Genomic DNA, 21566 nt, shown 5'->3' on the forward strand with positions numbered 1-21566 from the left:
ACGGCGTGGAGGCAAGCCGGGGCTGTCGAATCCATGCCAACCTGCTAGGCTCCTGCAGCGTGGAAAGCCTGCGACTTCATTTCATCAACCGCCCTTCACCCGACCGTCCGTTGTCCACGGGCGTGCACCGCATCGTGCGCGAGGCTGCGGGCACCATCGGCGTGGGGGACGTGCTGCAGGGCGCGCTGCTGGCGCAGATCTGCGTGGACCGTCGTGGCCTGTGGCTGCAGGTGGCCAATGGCATGCGGGGCGTGCACATCAACGGGCGGCCGGTGAAGCGCATGGCCGTGCTCCGCCCGGGCGACTCCATCTACGTCGAGGGCGTCGAGCTGCTGCTGCAGTCGGCACATCAGCCCGCCGGCGATGTGCGCGATATCGACACGACCCAGAGCGATGCCCGCGTGGTCCTGCGGGGCGTGGGTGGCAAGTACCACGGTCGCAGCATTCCGTTGAGCCAGCCATGCCTGGTGGGTCGGGCCCGCGACGCCACGCTGCGGATCGACGACCCTGCATTCGCCGAGCGCCACGCGCGGCTGGAGCTGCGTGGGGAGCGCGTGCTGCTGCGTGACCTGGGCTCCGTCGAAGGCACGCGGGTCAATGGCGTGGTGGTGCGGGACGCGCTGCTGGTCGCGGGCGACCAGGTCGTCTTCGACGCACAGCACCGCTTCATCCTGGAAGTGCCGTGGCTGCCCACCGCCTCCCTGGCGGCGCCCGTTGACGACGAGATCACGGTGTCGCCTCCGCCGGTGGCCGCCACGGTCAAGGCGCGGCGCTCGCTGGGCCGCTGGCCGTGGCTGTTGCTCGCCGCGTTGCTGTTGGCGGCCGCGCTCAGCGCACTGCTGCTTTTCGGGGCGGGCTGAAGCGCTTCCACGCCCGCCAACCCAGCAGAACCGCCAGGATGCCCGCATAGAGCAGCGGCTCGCGGATGTCGGATTTCACCACCCACCAGAAGTGCAGCACCGCGAGCACGCCGATCGCATAGACCGTCTTGTGCAGCTTGCCCCAGTTGCGCCCCAGCCGGCGGATCCAGCCCTGGGTCGACGTCACTGCCAACGGAACCAGCAGGAGCCAGGCGGTGAAACCGACGGTGATGTAGGGGCGCTTGGCGATCTCCTCGAAGATCTGCGTCCAGTAGCCGCGCAGGTCCAGCCCCAGGTAGACCGCCAGGTGCAGCGTGGCATAGAAGAACGCGTACAGCCCCAGCAGGCGGCGGAAGCGGATCAGCACGGGCTGGCCCGTCAGCTGGCGCAGGGGCGTGATGGCGAGGGCGATCATCAGCAGGCGAAGTGCCCACAGGCCCGTGCGGTGTTCGATTTCGGCCACCGGATCGGCGCCCAGTGCGTCGCTGCCGGTGGTCCAGACGTCGTGGAACTGCCAGGCCAGGATCGCCAGAGGCGTCAGGGCCAGGGCGTGGACAAGTGTCTTGGCGACGATGAGGGAAGGGGAGCGCTTGGGCATGGATGCTCAGTCTGATGCCGGAAAGGGACGGGCCGGGGCGTCCGCTGCGCAGGCCCATGCTTCTGCTGGCAAACGCAAGCAGGCCTGGCGACGAGAGCGCCGTCAACCGCGATACACGATGGTTGCCGAACGACAGCCTCAATACCACTTCTTCAGGTCCATCCCCGCATACATCGAGGCCACCTGGTCCGCATAGCCGTTGAAGAGTTTCGTCGGGATCCGTTCGGCGAACAGCTTGCTGGCCGTGCCCGAGATGCGGCGTTCGGTCTTCTGGCTCCAGCGCGGATGGTCGACATTCGGATTGACGTTGGAGAAGAACCCGTATTCCGACGGCTGCAGGTCGTGCCACGCGGTTTCCGGCATGCGCTCGACGAACTTGATCTCCACGATCGACTTGATGCTCTTGAAGCCGTACTTCCACGGCACGACCAGCCGCAGGGGCGCGCCGTTCTGCTGCGGCAACGGCTTGCCGTACAGGCCGGTCGCGAGCAGCGCCAGCGGATTCATGGCCTCGTCGATGCGCAAGCCTTCGCGGTAGGGCCAGTTGATGGAGCGGTACCGTACCCCTGGCATCTGCACCGGGTCGGCCAGTGTGGTGAAGGCCACGTACTTGGCCTTGGAGGTGGGTTCGAACCGCTTCAGCACTTCGCCGAGCGGCACGCCCAGCCACGGGATCACCATCGACCACCCTTCCACGCAGCGCAGCCGGTAGATGCGTTCCTCCGGTTTCAGGCCTTTCACCAGGTCATCCAGCGACAGCTTGCCGGGCTTGGCGCAGTGACCGCCCACGGCCACCGTCCAGGGCGACGTGCGCAGGGTCTTGCGTGCGGTGGAGGGGTCGGCCTTGCCGGTGCCGAACTCGTAGAAGTTGTTGTAGCTGGTGACATCCTCGTAACGGGTCAGCGTCTCCGCGGTGCGAAAGCCGGAGCGGGCCTGCTCGGGCGTCACCGTGGCCTTGGGCGGCGGGGGAGGTTCGGCATCGGCGCAGCCGGACAAGGCCAGGGCGGGCGCCATCGCGAAGGCGCGCAGCAATGAGCGCCGCTCCCGGTAGATCGCTTCGTCGGTGATCTCGGAGGCGGGGATTCGCAGGGCATCGCGCAGGGACATGACGGGCTCCGGAAGGGGGGGGTGCGGGTTGGAGAGGCAAAGGGAGCAAATAATTCCCGGCCATGCCGGAGACTGATGCCACAGAGTAATACGCGAGCCGCCCAGGGCAGGATGCAGCGCGTGCGTATTCCATGCCCGGGCGTCCGCTTGGTTGCCCCTGCAACTGATGCACTGCGGCATACTAGGGGTTCATTCTTTCAGGTGCCCCATGACGCGCGCGTTCAATTTCAGTGCCGGCCCCGCCACCCTTCCGGAACCGGTGCTGCGGCAGGCCCAGGCCGAGATGCTCGACTGGAATGGCATTGGCGCGTCCATCGTGGAAATCAGCCACCGCAGCGCGGATTTCATTGCCGTCGCGGCCGAGGCCGAAGCCGACCTGCGCCGGCTGGTCGGCATTCCGGACGACTATGCGGTGCTGTTCCTGTCCGGCGGCGCGACCACCCACCAGGCCCTGCTGGCGCTCAACTTCGCGGCGCCTGGGCAGGTCGTGGACTACGTGGTTACCGGCCACTGGGGCAAGACCGCCATCAAGCAGGCCCGGCCGTACTGCACCGTCAACATCGCCGCCGATGGCGAGACGGGCGGCTTCCACGACATCCCGGCGCGGGACACCTGGCAGCTCACGCCCGGCGCCGCCTACGTGCACATCACCGCCAACGAGACCATCCACGGGGTGGAGTTCCGTGATACGCCCGACGTGGGCGAGGTGCCGCTGTTCGCCGACTTCAGTTCCAGCATCGCATCCGAGCCCATCGATGTGTCCAGGTACGGCGTGATCTACGCCGGCGCGCAGAAGAACCTGGGGCCGGTCGGCGTGGCGGTAGTGATCATCCGCAAGGACCTATTCGGGCGCAGCGGCCAGCCGCGCGCCGACATCTTCGACTACCGCTCGCACGCCGAGCGCGATTCCATGCTCAACACCCCGCCTACCTGGAACTGGTACCTGGCCGGCCTGGTGTTCAAGTGGATGCTGGCCGAAGGTGGCGTGGCCGAGTTCGCGCGCCGCAACGCGGTGAAGTCGTCGCTCGTCTACGACGCCATCGATGCCTCGGGCGGCTTCTATCGCAACGACGTGGTGCCTGCGGTGCGGTCGCGCATGAACATCCCGTTCTTCCTGCCCGACGAGACCCTGACGGCGCGCTTCGTGGCCGAATCCAAGGCCGCCGGCCTGCTGGCGCTGAAGGGCCACAAGGCGGTCGGTGGCATCCGCGCCTCGCTCTACAACGCGCTGCCGGTGGAAGGCGCGCAGGCGCTGGTGCAGTTCATGCACGACTTCCAGCAACGCAACGGATAAGTAGCGCTGTTGTAGGAGCGACGTAAGTCGCGACCGCCAACCCTTCCGGTCGCGACTCACGTCGCTCCTACAGAAAGCATCTTCAGGGAATACGAAATATGGCCTCCAAACCTGCCCCGCCCAAGAAAACCGCCAAGCCCACGAAGGGCAAGAAGGCGGAGACGGCCCCCACGCCCGCTCCAGTCCTCTCCGATGTCCGCGCCAAGATCGACGGCATCGACCGGCAGATCCAGGCGCTGATCGCCGAACGCGCGCAGTTCGCGCACCAGGTGGGCAAGGCCAAGGGCAAGCTCGCAGCCGCCGTCGACTATTACCGCCCCGAGCGCGAAGCGCAGGTGCTGCGCATGGTGGTGGACCGCAACGAAGGCCCGCTCAGCGACGAAGTGCTGGTGCATGTGTTCCGCGAGATCATGTCCGCCTGCCTTGCCCAGCAGGAGCCGCTCAAGATCGGCTTCCTGGGTCCGGAAGGCACCTTCAGCCAGCAGGCGGTACTGAAGCATTTCGGCCGTTCGGCGCACGGCCTGCCGTTGGCCAGCATCGAGGAAGTGTTCCAGGAAGTGGAGAGCGGCAACGCCGATTTCGGCGTGGTGCCGGTCGAGAATTCGGGGCAGGGCACCATCCAGATCACGCTGGACATGTTCCTGACCTCGAACCTCAAGATCTGCGGCGAAGTCGAACTCCGCGTGCACCAGTACCTGCTTTCGCGCAGTGGCCGCATCGAGGACATCGAACGCATCTACTCGCATCCGCAGTCGTTCGCGCAGACGTCTTCGTGGCTGCGTGCCAACCTGCCCAAGGTGGAGAAGATTCCCGTGTCCAGCAACGCGGAGGGCGCGCGTCGGGCGCGGGGTTCCGACGATGCGGCCAGCATCGGCGGCGAAAGCGCGGGCCATGTGTACGGCCTCAAGAAGGTGGTGATGAGCCCCATCCAGGACGATGCGGACAACACCACGCGCTTCCTGGTCATCGGCCGCAGCATCTTCCCGCCGTCGGGCCACGACCGTACCTCGGTGCTGGTCTTCATCCATGACAAGCCCGGCGCGCTGTTCGACGTGCTCAGCCCGTTCGCCCGCCATGGCATCAGCATGAACCGCATCGAATCGAGGCCGTCGCACCACGCCAAGTGGGAATACGGCTTCTTCATCGACCTGGCCGGCCACGTCGAGGATGAGGCCATGAAGCAGGCGCTGGCCGAACTGAAAAAGCATTCGGCGCAGATCAAGGTGCTGGGTTCTTATCCGGTCGCGGTGCCTTGAGGGCCGTGATTCGTGATGGCGGATTCGCGATCTGCCGTCGCAGTGATCATGCCCCGTCCGAACGCCGCCCATTGATCCGCTCCTCACGAATCACTAATCACTCATCACAGCTCCCATGACGCAAGACTGGATCGCCTCCGCCGGCCAACCCCTGCAGGGCACCCTGGATATCCCCGGCGACAAGTCGGTGTCGCATCGCGCGGTGATGTTCGCCGCGCTGGCTGACGGCACCTCGACGATCGACGGTTTCCTGGAAGGCGAGGACACCCGCGCCACCGCCGCGATCTTCTCGCGCCTGGGCGTGCAGGTGGAAACCCCGTCGCCGTCGCGGCGCATCGTGCATGGCGTGGGCGTGGACGGCCTGAAGGCCGCGGACGGTGCGCTGGATTGCGGTAACGCCGGCACCGGCATGCGCCTGCTGGCCGGCCTGCTGGCGGCGCAGCCGTTCGACAGCGTGCTGGTCGGCGATGAGTCCCTGTCGAAGCGTCCCATGCGCCGCGTCACCGGCCCACTCGCCACGATGGGCGCGCGCATCGACACCGAAGACGGCGGCCTGCCGCCGCTGCGCATCCAAGGCGGCCATTCGCTGCGAGGCATCGACTACACGCTGGAAGTCGCCAGCGCGCAGGTGAAGTCCGCCGTGCTGCTGGCCGGCCTGTATGCCGAAGGCGAGACCGTGGTGCGCGAGCCGCATCCCACCCGCGACTACACCGAGCGCATGCTGAAGGCGTTCGGCGTGGACATCAACTTCTCGCCCGGCTTCGCGCGCCTTCGCGGCGGGCAGCGCCTGAAGGCCACCGACATCGCCGTGCCGGCGGACTTCTCGTCGGCGGCGTTCTTCCTGGTCGCGGCCAGCATCATTCCCGGTTCTGCACTGCGCCTGCGCGCGGTCGGCCTGAATCCCCGGCGCACCGGCCTGCTGCAGGCGCTGCGCCTGATGGGCGCGGACATCACCGAGGAAAACGCCAGCGAGCACGGCGGCGAGCCGGTCGTGGATCTGGTGGTGCGCCATGCGCCGCTGCGCGGCATCGAGGTGCCCGAGGCGCTGGTGCCGGACATGATCGACGAGTTCCCGGCGCTGTTCATCGCGGCGGCCTGCGCCGAAGGCCCCACCGTCGTGCGCGGCGCGGCCGAACTGCGCGTGAAGGAGTCCGACCGCCTGGCGAGCATGGCAAACGGCTTGCGGGCGATGGGTCTGCGGGTGGACGAGACGCCGGATGGCGCGACGATCTTCCCGGGCGAACTGCTGGGTGGAGTCGTGGACAGCCATGGCGACCACCGCATCGCGATGGCGTTCTCCATCGCGGGGCAGGTGGCGAAGGGCGAAGTGCGTATCGGCGACATCGCCAACGTGGCCACGTCATTTCCGAATTACGACGGGCTGGCAACGGGCGCGGGGTTTGCGCTGCGGAAGGCCTGAGGCTGTTGCTTTCTGCAGGAGCGACGTGAGTCGCGACCGTACGCCCAAGATTGCCTGCGTGTTCGCTTGAGCTACCGTGCGACGGTCAACGATGCGCTCGTGCGTCAGGCTCCCGGTGCACAAAGACATTCGGTCGCGACTTACGTCGCTCCTACAAGGGGGCAAAAAAAACGGGGAAGCCATGGCTTCCCCGTTCCGTTACAGGGTGAAGGCGTGCGTTCGCCTTACTGGGTAGCCACCAGGTCCGATGGCTTGAAGTCCACCGGCACGCGCACGCTGCTGGCAACAGCCTTGCCATTGCGCAGCGCCGGCTCGAAGCGCCACTGGCGAACGGCGTTCAGCGCGGCACGGTCGAGCTCACGCTCACCGCTGCGTTCGGCGATCTTGACGTCCACCGGATTGCCGTTGGCATCCAGCTCGGCCATCACCACGACGGTGCCACCCACGCCGGCGCGCAGCATCGAAGCGGGATATTTCGGCTCGACGTTGCCGGCCATGGCACGCGGCTGGCGATTGGTCGCGGCCACGCGGTCGACCGCTTTCTTCGGCTTGCTGGCCACGGCGGCCTGCGCCGGCCGCTCACGCGACGTGTCGGCGGCCGGTATCGTAGGCGCGGGGGTGGGCGCACTCGTTGCCGCCTGCTGCGAAACCTGGCGGTGCTGTGCCATCCACACCAGGGCGGCGGTCGTCAGTGCGAACGCCAACAGCACCAGCAGGACCGGGGACACACCGCGCCGTGTTGGCGCCGCGTTGTCTTCCAGAGTTTCCGGAGCGCGATATTCGTTGTTTGCGGACTGCGTCATGGGACCTCCTGATCACGTTGTGGAACGTGGTCGAGTCTTGCATGCCGCTTTGTTGCGACTACGTGAGTCGCGAGTGAAACCGACGCGCTGGATTCAGCAATCCGAATGAAGGTTCAGCAACGCGAGCAGCGCGTCAACGCATCTTGAAATCCACCGGCACCGTCACGCTGCCGACGATCGCCTGACCATCGCGCTGGCCGGGACTGAAACGCCAGCGACGCACGGCGTCCACCGCCGCGCGATCGAGATCGCGCGAACCACTGCGTTGCTGCACGTCCACCGACAGCGGCACGCCATCGGTGCCCACTTCCACGCGCACCATCACCGTGCCTTCCGCGCCTTCGCGGATCGCGGCGGGCGGATACTCGGGCGCCGGCGTCTGGCCGGGGAGGGGCACCGGTACCTCGGTCGGCGCCAGGCCCACGCCTGCGGGCAGCGGCGCATCGGCTGCGGTCGGTGCCACGGGTGCGGTGGGGGCTTCGGGTACCGGGGCCGGCATCGGTTTTTCTTCCACCAGCTTGGGCTGCTCGTCGGCGCGCCGGGCGGGCGGCTCGTCCATGCCGCTGGCGCCATCGCCGGTGGACAGCGGCTCGGGCAGCGCCTCGATCGGCAGTGCCTTGCCCGCGGCGGCCGGTTCCGGCTTGTAGAACCCGTCGTCGCGGCCGGCCCACCAGACGATCACGAACAGCAGCAGGCCGATGCCGAAGGCGATGGCGGCGTTGCGCAGGGCGGTGCGGGGCAGGCGGAAGGTGAAGTGCGGGTCGTGCGGTTGCTGGGCCGACATGGGAGTCACCGGTGAAGACGCGCCGATTCTTGCACATGCCGGGTTAACCGCGCGGGCAACGGGTCGCAGATGGGCGATAATGCCGGCTTCCCACGCCAGACCGCAGTTTCCATGCTCGATCCTGTCCTGCTCCGCACCCAGCCCGCCGAACTCGCCCAGCGCCTCAAGGAGACCCGGGGTTTCGACCTGGACGTGTCCCGCATCGCCGAGCTGGAAGCCTCGCGCAAGCAGATCCAGAAACGCACCGAGGAACTGCAGAACCTGCGCAATACCCGCTCCAAGGCCATCGGCCAGGCCAAGGCCAAGGGCGAGGACGTCTCCGCGCTGATGGCGGAAGTGGCCGGCTTCGGCGACGAGCTGAAGGCTTCGGAAGTGAAGCTCGACGAGATCCGCGCCGAGATCGAGGCCATCGCCCTGGGCATCCCCAACCTGCCGCACGCCAGCGTGCCGGTGGGCAGCGACGAGGCCGGCAATGTCGAACAGCACCGCTGGGGCACGCCGCGTACCTTCGATTTCGCGGTCAAGGACCATGTGGAACTTGGCGCGCGCCACGGCTGGCTGGACGCCGACACGGCCGCCAAGCTGTCCGGCGCACGCTTCACCGTGCTGCGCGGCCAGCTGGCCCGCCTGCACCGCGCACTCGCGCAGTTCATGCTGGACCTGCACACCATCGAACACGGTTACGAAGAAACCAGCGTGCCGGTGATCGTCAACGCCGATTCCATGCGCGGCACCGGCCAGCTGCCGAAGTTCGAGGAAGACCTGTTCGCCACGCAACTGGGCGAACACAAGCGCTACCTGATCCCGACGTCCGAAGTACCGCTGACCAACATCGTCCGCGACGAAATTCTCGACGACGCCCGCCTGCCGCTGCGCATGACGGCGCATTCGATGTGCTTCCGTTCCGAAGCCGGCAGCGGCGGCCGCGACGTGCGCGGCATGATCCGCCAGCACCAGTTCGAAAAGGTGGAACTGGTGTCCATCGCGCGCCCGTCCGAAAGCTACGACGAGCAGGAGCGCATGACCCGCGCCGCCGAGACCGTGCTGGAGAAGCTGGGCCTGCCGTACCGCCGCATGCTGCTGTGCACGGGCGACATGGGCTTCGGCGCCACCAAGACCTTCGACCTGGAAGTCTGGCTGCCGTCGCAGGACATGTACCGCGAGATCTCCTCGTGCTCCAACTGCGAGGACTTCCAGGCGCGTCGCATGCAGGCGCGCTGGCGCAACCCGGCCACCGGCAAGCCCGAGCCGGTGCACACGCTCAACGGCTCCGGCACGGCAGTGGGTCGCGCATTGATCGCGGTGATGGAGAACTACCAGAACGCCGACGGCTCGATCACCGTGCCCGAGGTGCTGCGCCCGTACATGGGCGGCGCGGAACAGATCGCCTGACGCGATATCCCTTCTCCCGCGCGCAGAAGGTGCAGCACATCCCTTCTCTCCGCTAGCGGGGAGAAGGTGCCCGGAGGGCGGATGAGGGGCCGCTGTTCGCTCGGGACTTTTCGTTCCGCTGTCTGCCTATGATCGAATCTTGTAGGCGAGTGAGCGCTTTCGGCGCCCTGTCTCCGTTCGCCCCTCACCCGCCTTCGGCACCCTCTCCCCGCACGCGGGGCGAGGGGAGCATCAAGTCTTCTTCGCGCGTCCCTTGGGGGCCTTCGCCACCTTGGCGCGCACCGTCGTGCGGCTCAGATCGCGTAGCGCGTCCTTGCCGATCCAGCGTCGCGTCGGGTCGTCGGACGCCGCCAACCGGGTGGCCAAAGTCGTCGCCTCCGCATGCAGCGCTGCATTGCGATGGCCGATGGCACGCAGTGCCCAGCTAACGCCCTTGCTGACGAAATTGCGCGCATCGCCCGCGGCCGTATCCACGTGGGCCAGCCCGGCGAGGAAGGGCGCATCGGGCGTGTGGCGGTCATGCACTGCCAGCCCGGCCAGCAGCGCGAACGCCGCGCGTTTCTCGAATTCGCCACGCTTGCGTGCCCACGCCTCGATCCGCTCCCATGCGTGCGCGCTGCGATCGAACAGGTGCAGGCACAGGGTGTCGCAGACCGCCCAGTTGTCGAACTGGCGGCACCAGCGGTCCATCTGCGTGGCGGTGAGTTGTGCCGGATCGGCGATGAAGGCGACTAGCAGCCGCGCTTCGTAGACGCCGCTGTCCCACAGTGGTTGTGCCAATGGGTGTTGGCGGCCGAAGCGTTTGCCCAGCGCCTGGATGTCGCGCATGGGCACGCCGAGTGCGTGGGTGTCGGGGATGCCGTAACGCGCCAGCCCGGCGCGATGGTCCGGGCTGGCGGCGGCTTTCAGCAGGGCGAGCGCTTGTGCGACGTCGATGGCGTCACCCGTGGCTGCATCGCGGCGCGTACGGGTGGTTCTCGGACGACGCAGAGCGGTGCGGTCGGGCATCGGGGGGTCGCCGTGACGGGTGCCGGCAGCATACCGGCTCCCGTCAGCGCGACCGCGTGCCGATCAGGCGGCCTCGCGCAGCGGCGCGGGGATGCTGGCCAGCGCGGCCTCGATGGCGTCGCTGCGGTGCTGCGCCGAGTAGGCGATGCGCTCGGCGCGTACGAATTCCACGTCGGTGATGCCCAGGAAACCGAACACCTGCTTCAGATAAGGCGTCACGAAGTCGATCGCGGTGCCGGCGTATTCGCCGCCGCTGGCTTCGGCCACGATCACCTGCTTGCCGCCGGCCAGGCCGATCGGTCCGTTCTCGGTGTACTTGAAGGTGCGGCCGGCCACGGCCACGCGGTCGATCCAGGCCTTCAGCGTGGACGGGATGCCGAAGTTGTAGCGCGGCGCGCCCACCACGATGACGTCGGCGTCGAGGAACTGCTGCATGGTCAGTTCACCGGCTTGCGCGGCGGCGCTGTCGCCCCCACCCAGTACGGCACCGGTCAGGTGGGCCAGCGGCTCGGCGTCCAGGTCGCGGTAGGTGACCTCCAGCCCGGGCACGCTGTCCTGCCAACGGGCTACGATGGCGGCGGTAAGCTGGCGCGTGACCGAGTTGTCGGCCAAGGCGCTGCTGTCGATATGCAATAGTTTCATGATGTCTCTCCGGTCGGATGCGGCCTCAACCGCGTTGGAGGACACTGTAGGTCGTTGCATTTGTGGGATAAACGTGGTCTAACGTCACTGATTGTTCTAAGGGTGGAATTCTCGTCATGCAGCACGACCTCAACGATCTCTATTACTTCGCCATGGTGGTGGACCACGGGGGCTTCGCCGCCGCCGAACGCGCCCTGGGCATCCCCAAGTCCCGCCTGAGCCGCCGCATCAGCCAGCTGGAAACCGACCTGGGCGTGCGCCTGCTGCAGCGTTCCACGCGCCGGTTCGCGGTGACGGACGTGGGCATGAGCGTGCACCGGCATGCGCAGACGATGCTGGCCGAGGCGCAGGCCGCGCGCGAAGTGGTCGACCGGCTGAGTGCGGAGCCGCGCGGCGTGGTGCGCGTCAGCGTGCCGGTGGCGGTGGCGCAGATGCAGTTGCCCAAGATCCTGCCGATGTTCCTGGACAAGTACCCCAAGGTCCGGCTGCAGCTGCACGTCAACAACCGCCGCGTGGACATCATCAACGAAGGCTACGACGTGGCGCTGCGCGTGCGCGCCAAGCTGGACGACGACGGCAGCCTGGTGATGCGCAGTTTCGGCCAGATCCAGGAGCTGCTGGTCGCCAGCCCCAAATACCTGCAACGCGCCGGCCGTCCGCGCGACCCGGACGAACTGGCCCAGCACGTCACCCTGAGCATCAGCGAGGACGAGGCCCGCCAGCGCTGGGAGCTGCACGGCCCCAATGGCGAGGTCCGCCGGGTCGAGCTGCAGCCGCGCCTGGCCGGTTTCGATTTCCCGCTGCTGCAGTCGATGGCGAAGGACGGGTTCGGCATCACGCTTTTGCCGGAGACGGTCTGCGCGGAGGCGGTGCGCAAGGGCGAGCTGGAGGTGGTGCTGCCGGAATGGAGCCTGCCGCAGGGCATCTGCCATGCGGTGTTCGCGTCGCGCCGGGGCCTGTTGCCGGCGGTGCGGGTGTTCATCGACTTCCTGGCGGAGCATCTGCCTCAGCAGATCGAGTCGTCGCGGCTGGATTGCGGTGGCAAGTGTGCGGAGGAGAAGGAGAAGGCCATCGCGATGGCCATCGACAACACGCAGGCCGGCAAGGTAAAGAAGGCCTCGTAGGCGCTGACGGGTTCGTGCGAAAATGCCATCCGGCCTGCAAGGGGCCGGGCAGGGGACTTGGTAGCGGGGGCAGGCTCTGAACCTGAAATCCGCACCAAGACATCCCCGAAAGCAATACCGGAGAGATGGCCGAGTGGTTTAAGGCAGCAATCTTGACTGCGCAGGCCGAAGGCCGGAGCGAACATCGACCGTAGGTCGATGGTAAAACTGCCGTACGGCGCGCAGCGCCGCGGTAGGGTAGTGACAACGGAGAGATGGCCGAGTGGTTTAAGGCAGCAGTCTTGAAAACTGCCGTAGGTGTAAGCCTACCGTGGGTTCGAATCCCACTCTCTCCGCCACGTTCTAAACCGTCCTATGTCCGGTGGAAGAAAAGCTCATGCGTCGACTCTTCGTGCTGGCGTTGCTTCTGTTGCACAGCGCCGCCTGGGCCTCCGACGCACCGGCGCGCGTCATCGTCATCGGCACCTACCACTTCAGCAATCCCGGACAGGACAAGGCCAACGTGGACTCGGTGGACGTCACCGTGCCCCAGCGACAGGCGGAACTGAAGTCGGTCACCGATGCTCTCGCGAAATTCCAACCGACGTTCGTTGGCGTCGAGTGGCCCGCCGATGCAGCGCGCGAGCAATATGCGCGCTATCTGGACGGCACGCTGCCGCCCTCCAGCAACGAAGTCGTGCAGTTGGGATTCCGACTGGCCAGGCAGATGGGGCTCGAACGCGTTCATGGGCTGGATGTCGCGGGTGACTTTCCTTTCGAACCGTTGAGTGCGTGGGCGCAGGCCAACGGCAGGTCGGGTGACCTGCAAGCGCTGATGGCGCAGGCCCAAGGCATCACGGCGCGCATTACCGCACTGCAAAGCACCCACAGCATCGGTGGCGTACTGCGCGAGATGAACACGCCGCAGGCCCTAGATGAGGCTGCGAGCTTCTACGCGGAGTTCCTGCGTTACGGAAGCGGTGCGCAGCAACCGGGTGTCGAGCTGAATGCCGCCTGGGCGAAGCGCAATTTCGCGATCTGCGCACGGCTGCTGCAAGCCCTCAAGCCCGGAGATCGCGCGGTGGTGTTCTACGGGCAGGGGCATGTTCCGCAGCTGGCGGCCTGCCTGCGCTCGACGCGCGGTGTCGAGGTCGTGGAAGCGGACGCGTTTCTTCCGTCCTCTTGACCGCTGGAAATGCATCCCGTGCTTCCGCCTATCAAGAAATCAGTAGATCCGCTCGACGGCGACTTGCCGTTCTAGACGTCAGGCGGTGGGCAGCGTAGTCGCGGGCAAGGCCGACGCCCGCACCCCGGGCCTTCGCACTGGATGGCGACCGACGCATCTCCCCGGGTGCGCTTCGCTTACCCGGGGCGACGGTCTACGACCATCGGCCAATCCGACTCTGCCCCGTGCATTGCAAGCGCCCGCTAGACTGCGGCAACGATTTGTCCGGACACCACCCCACATGAAACTCACTCCCACCCCCATCACCGCCGCACTGGCCGGCATCTTCGCCGGCGTGGCCATGCCGTTGCTCTGGCCGCGGCTGGGTGGCGAGACCTTGAACTGGGTGTTTGCGTTCCTGCTGGTGGTCGCGTTGCCGGTGCACGTGCTGGTGGTGGGCTTCAATCCGCCGCGCGAATCGGCGGGGAAGGGGGCGCTGGATACTGCGCTGTTCAAGCGTGTGGTGGTGTGGCTGCTGGCGGCGCTGGCGACCATCGCCTTGATGCGGCTGCTGTCCGTATAACCGGTGAAGGAAGCCGTGCGACAGGTTCGCTAAGGGTGCGCCGATGCAGGTGTCGCAGCCGTTCGACAGCCCTGCAACATCGCGCTACTTGCCGCCGATCATGGGGACGCCCAGGCCCGCCCTCAGTTCGGCCAGGTCCACGTTGCCGTCGTCATTCCTGTCGAGCCATTGGAAACGGAAACTCAGGCTGCGACGCAGCTCGCTGTCCGACAACGCGCCATCGCTGTCGATGTCCGAACCGATGATCCGTTCCGAAGCCGACACTCCGGCGTGATCCTGCGGGCCGAGTATCGCCTGCAGTTCCTCTGCCGAGATACGGCCATTGCGGTCGTGGTCCATCATCGCGAACGCCGCATCGCTGTCGTATTCGTACCGGCTGATGACATCGTCCTTGTTGAGATCGAGTGCCAGGAAGCGCTCGGTGGCTACGGTCGCGTCCTGCGCCTGGCAGACGAACGCGGGGTATGCGACAAGCAGCGTCGTCGAAGCGAGCAAGGCCAACTTGGAAGCCTTCATGACATTTCTCCCGGGTGAGCGCGATCCAGCGTGCGGTTGTCGACACCAACATGGACCCAGCTTGGGTGCCGCCGCGCGCGCGTTCAACCGCAGAACTAACCAGCGTGGCTAGGTAAATGTACTGAGCATGTGCACCGGGCGCGGCGGGGGCACGACACCGGGCCAAGGCCGCAGGCCGGCCATGCGAACCGGATCGCCACGTCGTTCGACCCAAGTCGGACACCAGCACGCCACCCGCCTCGGGTAAAGTTCCTTCCGAGCGAACGTTTGCATGCACCGCCCTTCGGGGGGCGGGCCGCTGTCGCAGGACGCGTGCGTTCTTTCATCGTGTCGGCGATGGTTGAAGGGGATCGGTTGGACAGCGTGGGGTATGGACACATCGGGCGGGCCGGAAGGTCGCGCGGCAGGCGCGTGTATGCGGTGCGCGCGGTGCTGCTGTGCGCGCTGCTGGTGTTCGCCGGCATGGCGCAGGCGCTGGATGCCCACCGCCAGATCGCCCAGTTCCACCACACCGCCTGGACCGTCAAGGAAGGCGCGCCCGGCCAGATCACCGCGCTGGCGCAGACCGCCGACGGCTATCTGTGGCTGGGCACGCAGGTGGGCCTGTTCCGCTTCGACGGCGTGGATTTCGAACGCTACGACCCACCGGGTGGGCAGGCTTTCCCCGCCACCAGCATCTCCGCCCTGCACGCCGCACCGGATGGCAGCCTGTGGATCGGCTTCCGCTATGGCGCGGTCAGCGTGCTGCGCAACGACCGCCTGACCCATTACGGCGAAGCACAGGGGCTGCCCACCAGCACCGTGTTCCGGTTCGCCCAGGACCACGACGGGCGCCTGTGGGCCGCCACGTTCACCGGCCTGGTGTACCTGCACCAGGGCCGCTGGCAGCGCACGGAGGGTGCATGGCAGGTGCCCGGCAGGCAGGCGCGCACCGTCTTCGTCGATCGCGAGGGCACGCTGTGGGTGGCGACCGAGCGTGGCGTCGCCTTCCTGCGCAAGGGCACGCGCGTCTTCCAGGCCGTGGACGCGCCGGTCGGCCGCATCAGCCAGATCGCACAGGCGCCGGACGGCAGCCTGTGGATCGCCGAAAACGAGGGCGGCGTGCGCCAGCTGCCACGCCACGGCACGCCACCTGCGACACGATCGCTGGCCGCGTCGTCGGCCGGCCTGCTGTTCGACCGCGACGGCACCTTGTGGGCCACCACCATGGGCGAGGGCGTGCAACGCCTGTCGCGGCCGATGGACACCACGGCGCCGGCAGCAGGTGCGCCCGCATTCGAGCATTTCCGCCAGGACGACGGACTCAGCGCCGATTACCTGCTGCCGGTGCTGGAAGACCGCGAAGGCAATGTCTGGGTGGGCAGCAGCCGCGGGCTGGACCGCTTCCGCCATGCCAACGTGGTGCTGGCGATGCTGCCCGATGGCGCGCAGGATTTCGCCATCGTCGCCGGCGACGACGGCTCACTGCTGGTCGGCAGCCGCAACCGCCCGCTGATGCAGCTGCAGGGCCGGCAGCTGCGCTTCCTGGACCTGCCCCCGCCGCTCACGGCCGCCTACCGCGACCGCACAGGCACGGTCTGGCTGGGCGGGCCCGATGGCCTGTGGACGTGGCGCGACGGGCAGCTGGCGCCGGTCACGCCGCTGCCGGTGTCAGGATATTCCGGGGTGCAGGCCATCGCGCGTGACCGCGACGGCGCGCTGTGGGTGTCGTTGAACACGCCCGGCATCCATCGCCTGACGGATGGCAGGTGGCACCACCTGCGCGACCAGGCGGGCATGCCCGACGGTTCGTCGCCGCTGGCGCTGCTGTCCGCGGCCGATGGCGCACTGTGGATGGGCTTCGCGCGCGACAAGATCACGGTGATGCGCGGCGGCGCGCGGCAGGTGATCGGCACCGAGCAGGGTCTGGCGGTAGGCAACGTCACCGCGCTGGTGGAAGGCCGCGGCGGCATCTGGATCGGCGGCGAGCGCGGGCTGGCGCGGTTCGCGGCGGGACGCGTGCGCAGCCTGCGCGCGCCGGCGGACAGCCCGTTCCGCGGCATTTCCGGCATTGTCGAGGCCCGCAACGGCGACCTGTGGTTGAACGGCGCGCGCGGCGTGCTGCACGTGAAGGTCGCCGACGTGGCGGGGCTGTTTGATGCGGCGGCGCCGGTGTACGAGCAGTTCGATTTCCTCGACGGCCTGCCTGGCGTACCGGCGCAGTTCCGGCCCATTCCCACCGCGGCCGAAGGCAGCGACGGCCGGCTGTGGTTCGCGACCACCAGCGGCGTGGTGTCGATCGATCCAGCCAGGATCCGGCGCAATCCCACGCCGCCACCCGTGGCCATCGCGACGGTGACCGCGGACGAACGCGCGCATGGCGTGGGCGGCGCCACGCTGCGGCTGCCGCCCGGCACGCGCAACCTGCAGATCGCCTACACCGCGCTGAGCCTGTCGATCCCGGAACGCGTGCGCTTCCGCTACCGGCTGGAAGGCTACGACGAGGACTGGCAGGACGCCGGCACGCGCCGCACCGCGTTCTACAACGACCCGGGCCCCGGCCACTACGTCTTCCGCGTGATCGCCGCCAACAACGACGGCGTCTGGAGTCCGCAGGGCGCCGCGCTGCCCATCGTCATCGCGCCGCGCTACTACCAGACCGCGTGGTTCATGGCCCTGTGCGTGATGTTGGGGGCCTCGCTGCTGTGGGTGGCTTACCTGCTGCGCCTGCGCCACCTGTCCAGGCAGATCCGCGAACGCCTCCAGGAGCGCCATCGCGAACGCGAGCGCATCGCGCGCGAACTGCACGACACGCTGCTGCAGAGCGTGCAGGGGCTGATCCTGCGGTTCCACGCGGTGGCGGGTTCGCTCGGGCGCGAGGCACCCGCGCATGCGGCGATGGAGCGCGTGCTGGACAGGGCCGATGAAGTACTGGTGGAAGCGCGCGAACGCGTGCTGGACCTGCGCCGCTCGCGCTTGCCGGGTGACCTGCCCGAGGCGCTGGCCGGGCTGGGCGAGGAACTGGTGCCGGACTTCTCGATCGATTTCCGCCTGGTGGTGGACGGTGACCCGCGCGCACTGGATCCGCTGATGCGCGACGAGCTGTACCGCATCGCGCGCGAAGCGGTGCTCAATGCGTTCCAGCATGCCCGCGCCGACCACGTGGAGGTGGAACTGACGTACGCGGACGATGCGCTGCACCTGTGCGTGCGCGACGACGGCGCCGGCATGCCCGTCGAGGTGCGGCAGCGCGGCGGCCGCGAGGGGCATTGGGGCCTGGCCGGCATGCGCGAACGGGCCGAACGCATCGGCGCGCTGCTGGAGGTCGGCCCCGGCCCCCGCGCGGGCACGCAGGTGCTGCTGCGGGTGCCGGCCGACGCGGTCTACCTGGCCGCGATGCGTGCCAAGCGTCGCCGCTGGTGGCCGGGACGGCTGTGCATGCGACGCACGCGCAGCTGATGCGCATCGCGTACGCCGTGCCGGGCGTCCCCATGACGTGTGGCGGTTAACTTAGCGCGCCCGATCCGTAACATCGCACCGACAGGAGGACCCATGCGCCTAGCCTCGACGATCTGCCTGCTTGCCTTGCTTCCGCTCGCCGCGTGGGCCACCACGCCGCCACCGTCACCGCTCCCCACGCGTGCCGCGCTGGATGCCGAACTCGTGGCGGCGATGCGCGCGGCGCAGGCCAACGGGCTGGCCATCGCGGTGATCGACGACGGCAAGGTGGTGCACGTGGCCGCCTACGGCCAGCGCAATGCGCAGGGTGATCCCTTGCAGACGAACACCGTCATGTACGGCGCATCGCTGACCAAGGCGGTGTTCGCCTGGACCGTGATGCAACTGGTGGACGAGGGCAGGCTGGACCTCGACCGCCCCATCGGCGAGTACTTCGACAAGCCACTCACCGACTATCCTGCCGAGGACAAGTACGGCCCGTGGCCCGACCTGGCCGGTGATGCGCGCTGGAAGCAGATCACCGCGCGCATGCTGCTGACGCACAGTGCTGGCTTCGCCAACTTCGCCTACCTGGAGCCCGACGGCAAACTTCGCATCCATTTCGAGCCCGGCAGCCGGTATGCCTATTCCGGTGAAGGATTGATCCTGCTGCAGTACGTGCTGGAACGCGGGCTGGGCCTGGATGTGGGGCAGGAGATGCAGCGCCGCGTGTTCGACCGCTTCGGTATGCCCGACACCAGCATGACCTGGCGCCCGGACTTCGCCGCCAACCTGGCCGATGGCTGGAACGAGGACGGCAGCACCGAGCCGCACGACGAGCGCAGCCGCGTGCGGGCCGCCGGTTCCATGGACACCACGATCGCCGACATGGCGAACTTTGCCGCCGCTTACGTCAACGGCGACGGGTTGAGCGCGGCCAGCGCGTCGGCGCTGACCACGCCCCAGCGACCGATCACCACCGCCAGCCAGTTCCCCACGCTGCAGGACGAACTGCCGGCCGCGCAGCGCCGCCAGGACCTGGCAGCGGGGTTGGGCGTGGTGGTGTTCGATGGGCCGCAGGGCCCGGGCTTCTTCAAGGGCGGCCACAACGATTCCACCGGCAACACCTGGGTGTGCTTGAAGCAGCGCAGGCGCTGCGTGGTGATCCTGGGCAACGATGTGCGCGCCGAACGCGCGTTCCCGCGGCTGGTGGCCTTCGTGCTGGGGGAAACCGGCGTGCCGTGGACGTGGGAGTACGGCAGCAAGGCGTTCATCGACTGACGCGACCGGCGGTGCGAGGGTCGTTGGGTGTTTTTCGCCCTCGCGCCACCCTTTGTGTGGGAAGCGCGCGGCCGTGCGACCCGTGCGCCCGCCGGGAAGGCAGGCGCAGGGCGGGTCGCGGCGGGCCGCGGCGTCAGTCCAGCCGCTCCAGCAACACCTTCGCCACGTCGACCGCCGAGGCCGGGTTCTGGCCGGTGATCAGCTCCCGATCGACCACCACGTTCGACTGCCACGGCTGGGCGTTGCTGCGGTACGCCACGCCGGCCTGCTGCAAGGCGATCTGCGGATAGAACTTCATGCGGCCGCCATTGAGCGCGGCCTTGGCCTGTTCTTCCTCATCATTGCTGATCACCGTGACCTGGTAGCCGGCGTAGATCCACTCAGGCTGTGCGGCCGCACGGTTGTCGCGTTCCATCCCCCGGACGAAGACCGGGTTGTCTGGCAGCGTAGACAGCAGGGCGATGGGCCCGTGGCAGACCAGGGCGGTGGGCTTGCCGTGCTGGTGGAAGTCGGTCAGCAGGCGTCCCAGCGAGGGGCTGGCCAGCAGGTCCTGCATGGGCGCGTGGCCGCCGGGGATGTAGACGGCGTCGAATTCGCCGTAGCCGATCTGTTCCACCCGCGCCAGGCTGAGCACCGGCGACTGGGTGGCGGACGTCAGCTTCAACTGCGCCAGCAGGTCGGCATGCGATTGCAGGCTGGCGGCATCGTTGCCGAAGTAGGCCTTGTCCACCGAGGTGCGGTCCACCGTCGGTGCGCGGCCTTCCGGCGTGGCGAAGGTGACCTGGTGGCCGGCGTCGCGCAGTGCCTTGACCGGCTGCATCAGTTCGTTGAGGTAGAAGCCGGTGGGGTAGACCTGGCCGTCGCGCAGGTCGAGGTGGTCGGCGTCGGACAGCACCACCAGCACGTGGGCAGCCTGGGCGTTGGTCGAGGCGACGGCGAGCAGGACGGCGGCGGCGAGGGGGGCGAGCAGTTTCATGGGGGTCTCCGGTGCGGGCGGGAAGCCCGGGATGGCGCGCACTGTATTCTTGGCGCGCGGGGCGATAAATTGGCCTGAGAGGGATTCATCTGTTCTCCGGAGGCAAGAATGGCGCGACGGTTCGATCACCTGGCCGATGTCGAGGCGCTGGTGGCGGTGGTGGACCACGGCTCGCTGACGGCCGCGGCGGTGGCGCTGTCGACCACGCCGTCGGTGATCAGCCGTGCGATCGTCCGGCTGGAAAGCCGGCTGGGCAGCCAGCTGTTGCGGCGGACCACGCGCCGCATCGGCCTGACCGAGGCCGGCCGCGCCTACGTGGAGCAGGCACGCGCCGCCTTCCACCTGATCGACGATGCCGAGCGCGCGGTGCAGGGCGAGGCGGGCGTGCTGACCGGGCAGGTGCGCATAAGCGTGCCGACCACGTACGGGCACTACCGGCTGCCGGAGCTGCTGCGCGATTTCATGGAACGGCACCCGCAGGTGCGGCTGGAGGTGAACATCGCCAACCGCAATGTGGATCTGGTGGCCGAGGGCTACGACCTGGCGATCCGGCTGGGTCCGCTGCCCGACAGCGGGCTGGTCGCGCGCAAGCTGGAAGACGCTGCCTTGTGCGTGGTGGCGTCACCCGAGTATCTGCAGCGCTACGGCACGCCGTCATCGCTGGATGCGTTGGCGCGGCATGTCTGCCTGCCGTTCGTGATGCCCAGCAGTGGCCGGCTTGCGCCGTGGCTGTTCCGCAACGGCACGGACGATGTCGAATGGCTGCCGGAATCGCGCATCACCGTGTCCGAGGATGTGCTGGGGGTGGTTTCGCTGGCGCAGCGCGGCGCGGGCATCTGCCAGACCTACGACTTCGTGGTGGAGGAGCCGCTGCGCGCGGGCCGGCTGGTGGAAGTGCTGGCTGCGCTGCGGGGGCGCTCGCGCATGTTCTCGATGATCTATGCGCCGCACCGGCGACTGTCTGCGGCAGCGCGTGCCCTGATCGATGCGCTGGCCGCACCGTCACCCACGTAATGACCCTGGATGACGCGCGCCGCATACCCCGCGGGGGCGGTGGCGGGCGCGACATGCCACTGCATGCATTTACCTGCACACGTGCATGCATTTACCTTTGACACGCGCGTTTTTCGCCCCGATAGTCACTTTCCCGAGGGGAAAGGAGGTCGTGATGAAGACGATGCTGACGCGCTACATGACCTGGATGCTGATCGCAGCGGCCACCCTGCTGCTGTTCGGTCTGGCGCAGGTGCCGGAGCTGTGGGCACCGCTCACCTGAGCCGCGTGCCGGTCGCCTGAAAAAAACAAACCCGGTCGCCGAGAGACGCCGGGTCTGAAAGAAGGGGGAAGTCCCCGGATCCTGC

General features: G+C 67.9%; 19 protein-coding genes and 1 tRNA gene. 12 read left to right on the top strand and 8 right to left on the bottom strand.

The genetic code is table 11. The features are described 5' to 3' along the window. Positions 1–59: 59 nt before the first annotated feature. The gene (locus OVA13_RS03655) at positions 60–860 is read left to right on the top strand and encodes an FHA domain-containing protein (RefSeq protein ID WP_267792457.1); all 801 of its coding nucleotides are present in this window, start codon (positions 60–62) and stop codon (positions 858–860) included. Here the strand turns inward: OVA13_RS03655 and msrQ are convergent. Then, positions 829–1458, bottom strand: a complete 630-nt coding sequence (gene msrQ, locus OVA13_RS03660) for a protein-methionine-sulfoxide reductase heme-binding subunit MsrQ (RefSeq protein ID WP_267792458.1) — start codon at positions 1456–1458, stop codon at positions 829–831. The genes OVA13_RS03655 and msrQ overlap by 32 nt on opposite strands. 138 nt (positions 1459–1596) lie before the next feature. Further along, complete coding sequence (gene msrP, locus OVA13_RS03665; RefSeq protein WP_267792459.1) at positions 1597–2565, bottom strand: protein-methionine-sulfoxide reductase catalytic subunit MsrP; 969 nt, start codon at positions 2563–2565, stop codon at positions 1597–1599. Positions 2566–2773: 208 nt separating this feature from the next. Between msrP and serC the strand changes: the two genes are divergently transcribed. From serC to aroA, 3 genes are all read left to right on the top strand, one after another. After that, positions 2774–3859, top strand: coding sequence for a phosphoserine transaminase (gene serC / locus OVA13_RS03670; RefSeq protein WP_267792460.1), 1086 nt, complete (start codon positions 2774–2776; stop codon positions 3857–3859). Positions 3860–3957: 98 nt separating this feature from the next. Then, the gene (gene pheA, locus OVA13_RS03675; protein ID WP_267792461.1) at positions 3958–5115 is read left to right on the top strand and encodes a prephenate dehydratase; all 1158 of its coding nucleotides are present in this window, start codon (positions 3958–3960) and stop codon (positions 5113–5115) included. Positions 5116–5230: 115 nt separating this feature from the next. After that, the gene (aroA, locus tag OVA13_RS03680; RefSeq protein ID WP_267792462.1) at positions 5231–6535 is read left to right on the top strand and encodes a 3-phosphoshikimate 1-carboxyvinyltransferase; all 1305 of its coding nucleotides are present in this window, start codon (positions 5231–5233) and stop codon (positions 6533–6535) included. Positions 6536–6759: 224 nt separating this feature from the next. Here the strand turns inward: aroA and OVA13_RS03685 are convergent, their stop codons facing one another. Both OVA13_RS03685 and OVA13_RS03690 read right to left on the bottom strand, forming a co-directional pair. After that, positions 6760–7338 carry an energy transducer TonB gene (locus tag OVA13_RS03685; protein WP_267792463.1) on the bottom strand — a complete coding sequence of 193 codons (579 nt, stop codon included), beginning with the start codon at positions 7336–7338 and terminating at the stop codon, positions 6760–6762. A 133-nt stretch (positions 7339–7471) separates the two neighbouring features. Further along, positions 7472–8122, bottom strand: a complete 651-nt coding sequence (locus OVA13_RS03690; protein WP_267792464.1) for an energy transducer TonB — start codon at positions 8120–8122, stop codon at positions 7472–7474. 111 nt (positions 8123–8233) lie between these two features. Between OVA13_RS03690 and serS the strand changes: the two genes are divergently transcribed. Beyond that, positions 8234–9514, top strand: a complete 1281-nt coding sequence (gene serS, locus OVA13_RS03695) for a serine--tRNA ligase (RefSeq protein ID WP_267792465.1) — start codon at positions 8234–8236, stop codon at positions 9512–9514. Between the two features lie 231 nt (positions 9515–9745). Here the strand turns inward: serS and OVA13_RS03700 are convergent, their stop codons facing one another. After that, positions 9746–10522, bottom strand: a complete 777-nt coding sequence (locus OVA13_RS03700; protein ID WP_267792466.1) for a DNA alkylation repair protein — start codon at positions 10520–10522, stop codon at positions 9746–9748. A 63-nt stretch (positions 10523–10585) separates the two neighbouring features. After that, on the bottom strand, positions 10586–11164 hold the full coding sequence (locus OVA13_RS03705) for an FMN-dependent NADH-azoreductase (RefSeq protein ID WP_267792467.1): 579 nt from the start codon (positions 11162–11164) through the stop codon (positions 10586–10588). Positions 11165–11280: 116 nt separating this feature from the next. Here OVA13_RS03705 and OVA13_RS03710 point away from each other — a divergent pair, with 116 nt between their 5' ends. From OVA13_RS03710 to OVA13_RS03725, 4 genes are all read left to right on the top strand, one after another. Then, a complete protein-coding gene (locus tag OVA13_RS03710; protein ID WP_267792468.1) occupies positions 11281–12288 on the top strand; it encodes a LysR family transcriptional regulator in 1008 nt (335 codons plus the stop codon). A 248-nt stretch (positions 12289–12536) separates the two neighbouring features. Next, positions 12537–12626, top strand: a tRNA-Ser gene (locus tag OVA13_RS03715). A 38-nt stretch (positions 12627–12664) separates the two neighbouring features. Continuing rightward, positions 12665–13453 carry a DUF5694 domain-containing protein gene (locus OVA13_RS03720; RefSeq protein ID WP_267792469.1) on the top strand — a complete coding sequence of 263 codons (789 nt, stop codon included), beginning with the start codon at positions 12665–12667 and terminating at the stop codon, positions 13451–13453. Between the two features lie 280 nt (positions 13454–13733). Next, positions 13734–14015, top strand: a complete 282-nt coding sequence (locus OVA13_RS03725; protein WP_267792470.1) for a hypothetical protein — start codon at positions 13734–13736, stop codon at positions 14013–14015. 84 nt (positions 14016–14099) lie between these two features. Here OVA13_RS03725 and OVA13_RS03730 read toward each other — a convergent pair whose 3' ends face one another. Then, positions 14100–14531 (bottom strand): penta-EF hand family protein, encoded by a 432-nt coding sequence (locus OVA13_RS03730; protein ID WP_267792471.1) that lies wholly within the window; start codon positions 14529–14531, stop codon positions 14100–14102. 312 nt (positions 14532–14843) lie between these two features. On the opposite strand from OVA13_RS03730, the gene OVA13_RS03735 reads away from it, so the two are divergent. Together OVA13_RS03735 and OVA13_RS03740 are read left to right on the top strand one after the other, a co-directional pair. Next, a complete protein-coding gene (locus OVA13_RS03735; RefSeq protein WP_267792472.1) occupies positions 14844–17969 on the top strand; it encodes a sensor histidine kinase in 3126 nt (1041 codons plus the stop codon). 93 nt (positions 17970–18062) lie between these two features. Continuing rightward, positions 18063–19229 carry a serine hydrolase domain-containing protein gene (locus tag OVA13_RS03740; RefSeq protein WP_267792473.1) on the top strand — a complete coding sequence of 389 codons (1167 nt, stop codon included), beginning with the start codon at positions 18063–18065 and terminating at the stop codon, positions 19227–19229. Between the two features lie 133 nt (positions 19230–19362). Here OVA13_RS03740 and OVA13_RS03745 read toward each other — a convergent pair whose 3' ends face one another. After that, a complete protein-coding gene (locus tag OVA13_RS03745; protein ID WP_267792474.1) occupies positions 19363–20205 on the bottom strand; it encodes a type 1 glutamine amidotransferase domain-containing protein in 843 nt (280 codons plus the stop codon). 108 nt (positions 20206–20313) lie between these two features. On the opposite strand from OVA13_RS03745, the gene OVA13_RS03750 reads away from it, so the two are divergent. Beyond that, the gene (locus OVA13_RS03750) at positions 20314–21219 is read left to right on the top strand and encodes a LysR family transcriptional regulator (RefSeq protein ID WP_267792475.1); all 906 of its coding nucleotides are present in this window, start codon (positions 20314–20316) and stop codon (positions 21217–21219) included. Positions 21220–21566 lie beyond the last annotated feature (347 nt).

The organism is Pseudoxanthomonas sp. SL93, assembly GCF_026625825.1.
GTDB lineage: Bacteria > Pseudomonadota > Gammaproteobacteria > Xanthomonadales > Xanthomonadaceae > Pseudoxanthomonas_A.

Excerpts from the sequence above, each read along its gene's own strand:
- msrQ (WP_267792458.1), bottom strand. The coding sequence starts at position 1,458 with ATGCCCAAGCGCTCCCCTTCCCTCATCGTCGCCAAGACACTTGTCCAC.
- msrP (WP_267792459.1), bottom strand. The coding sequence starts at position 2,565 with ATGTCCCTGCGCGATGCCCTGCGAATCCCCGCCTCCGAGATCACCGAC.
- serC (WP_267792460.1), top strand. The coding sequence starts at position 2,774 with ATGACGCGCGCGTTCAATTTCAGTGCCGGCCCCGCCACCCTTCCGGAA.
- pheA (WP_267792461.1), top strand. The coding sequence starts at position 3,958 with ATGGCCTCCAAACCTGCCCCGCCCAAGAAAACCGCCAAGCCCACGAAG.
- aroA (WP_267792462.1), top strand. The coding sequence starts at position 5,231 with ATGACGCAAGACTGGATCGCCTCCGCCGGCCAACCCCTGCAGGGCACC.
- OVA13_RS03685 (WP_267792463.1), bottom strand. The coding sequence starts at position 7,338 with ATGACGCAGTCCGCAAACAACGAATATCGCGCTCCGGAAACTCTGGAA.
- OVA13_RS03690 (WP_267792464.1), bottom strand. The coding sequence starts at position 8,122 with ATGTCGGCCCAGCAACCGCACGACCCGCACTTCACCTTCCGCCTGCCC.
- serS (WP_267792465.1), top strand. The coding sequence starts at position 8,234 with ATGCTCGATCCTGTCCTGCTCCGCACCCAGCCCGCCGAACTCGCCCAG.
- OVA13_RS03700 (WP_267792466.1), bottom strand. The coding sequence starts at position 10,522 with ATGCCCGACCGCACCGCTCTGCGTCGTCCGAGAACCACCCGTACGCGC.
- OVA13_RS03705 (WP_267792467.1), bottom strand. The coding sequence starts at position 11,164 with ATGAAACTATTGCATATCGACAGCAGCGCCTTGGCCGACAACTCGGTC.
- OVA13_RS03710 (WP_267792468.1), top strand. The coding sequence starts at position 11,281 with ATGCAGCACGACCTCAACGATCTCTATTACTTCGCCATGGTGGTGGAC.
- OVA13_RS03720 (WP_267792469.1), top strand. The coding sequence starts at position 12,665 with ATGCGTCGACTCTTCGTGCTGGCGTTGCTTCTGTTGCACAGCGCCGCC.
- OVA13_RS03725 (WP_267792470.1), top strand. The coding sequence starts at position 13,734 with ATGAAACTCACTCCCACCCCCATCACCGCCGCACTGGCCGGCATCTTC.
- OVA13_RS03730 (WP_267792471.1), bottom strand. The coding sequence starts at position 14,531 with ATGAAGGCTTCCAAGTTGGCCTTGCTCGCTTCGACGACGCTGCTTGTC.
- OVA13_RS03740 (WP_267792473.1), top strand. The coding sequence starts at position 18,063 with ATGCGCCTAGCCTCGACGATCTGCCTGCTTGCCTTGCTTCCGCTCGCC.
- OVA13_RS03745 (WP_267792474.1), bottom strand. The coding sequence starts at position 20,205 with ATGAAACTGCTCGCCCCCCTCGCCGCCGCCGTCCTGCTCGCCGTCGCC.
- OVA13_RS03750 (WP_267792475.1), top strand. The coding sequence starts at position 20,314 with ATGGCGCGACGGTTCGATCACCTGGCCGATGTCGAGGCGCTGGTGGCG.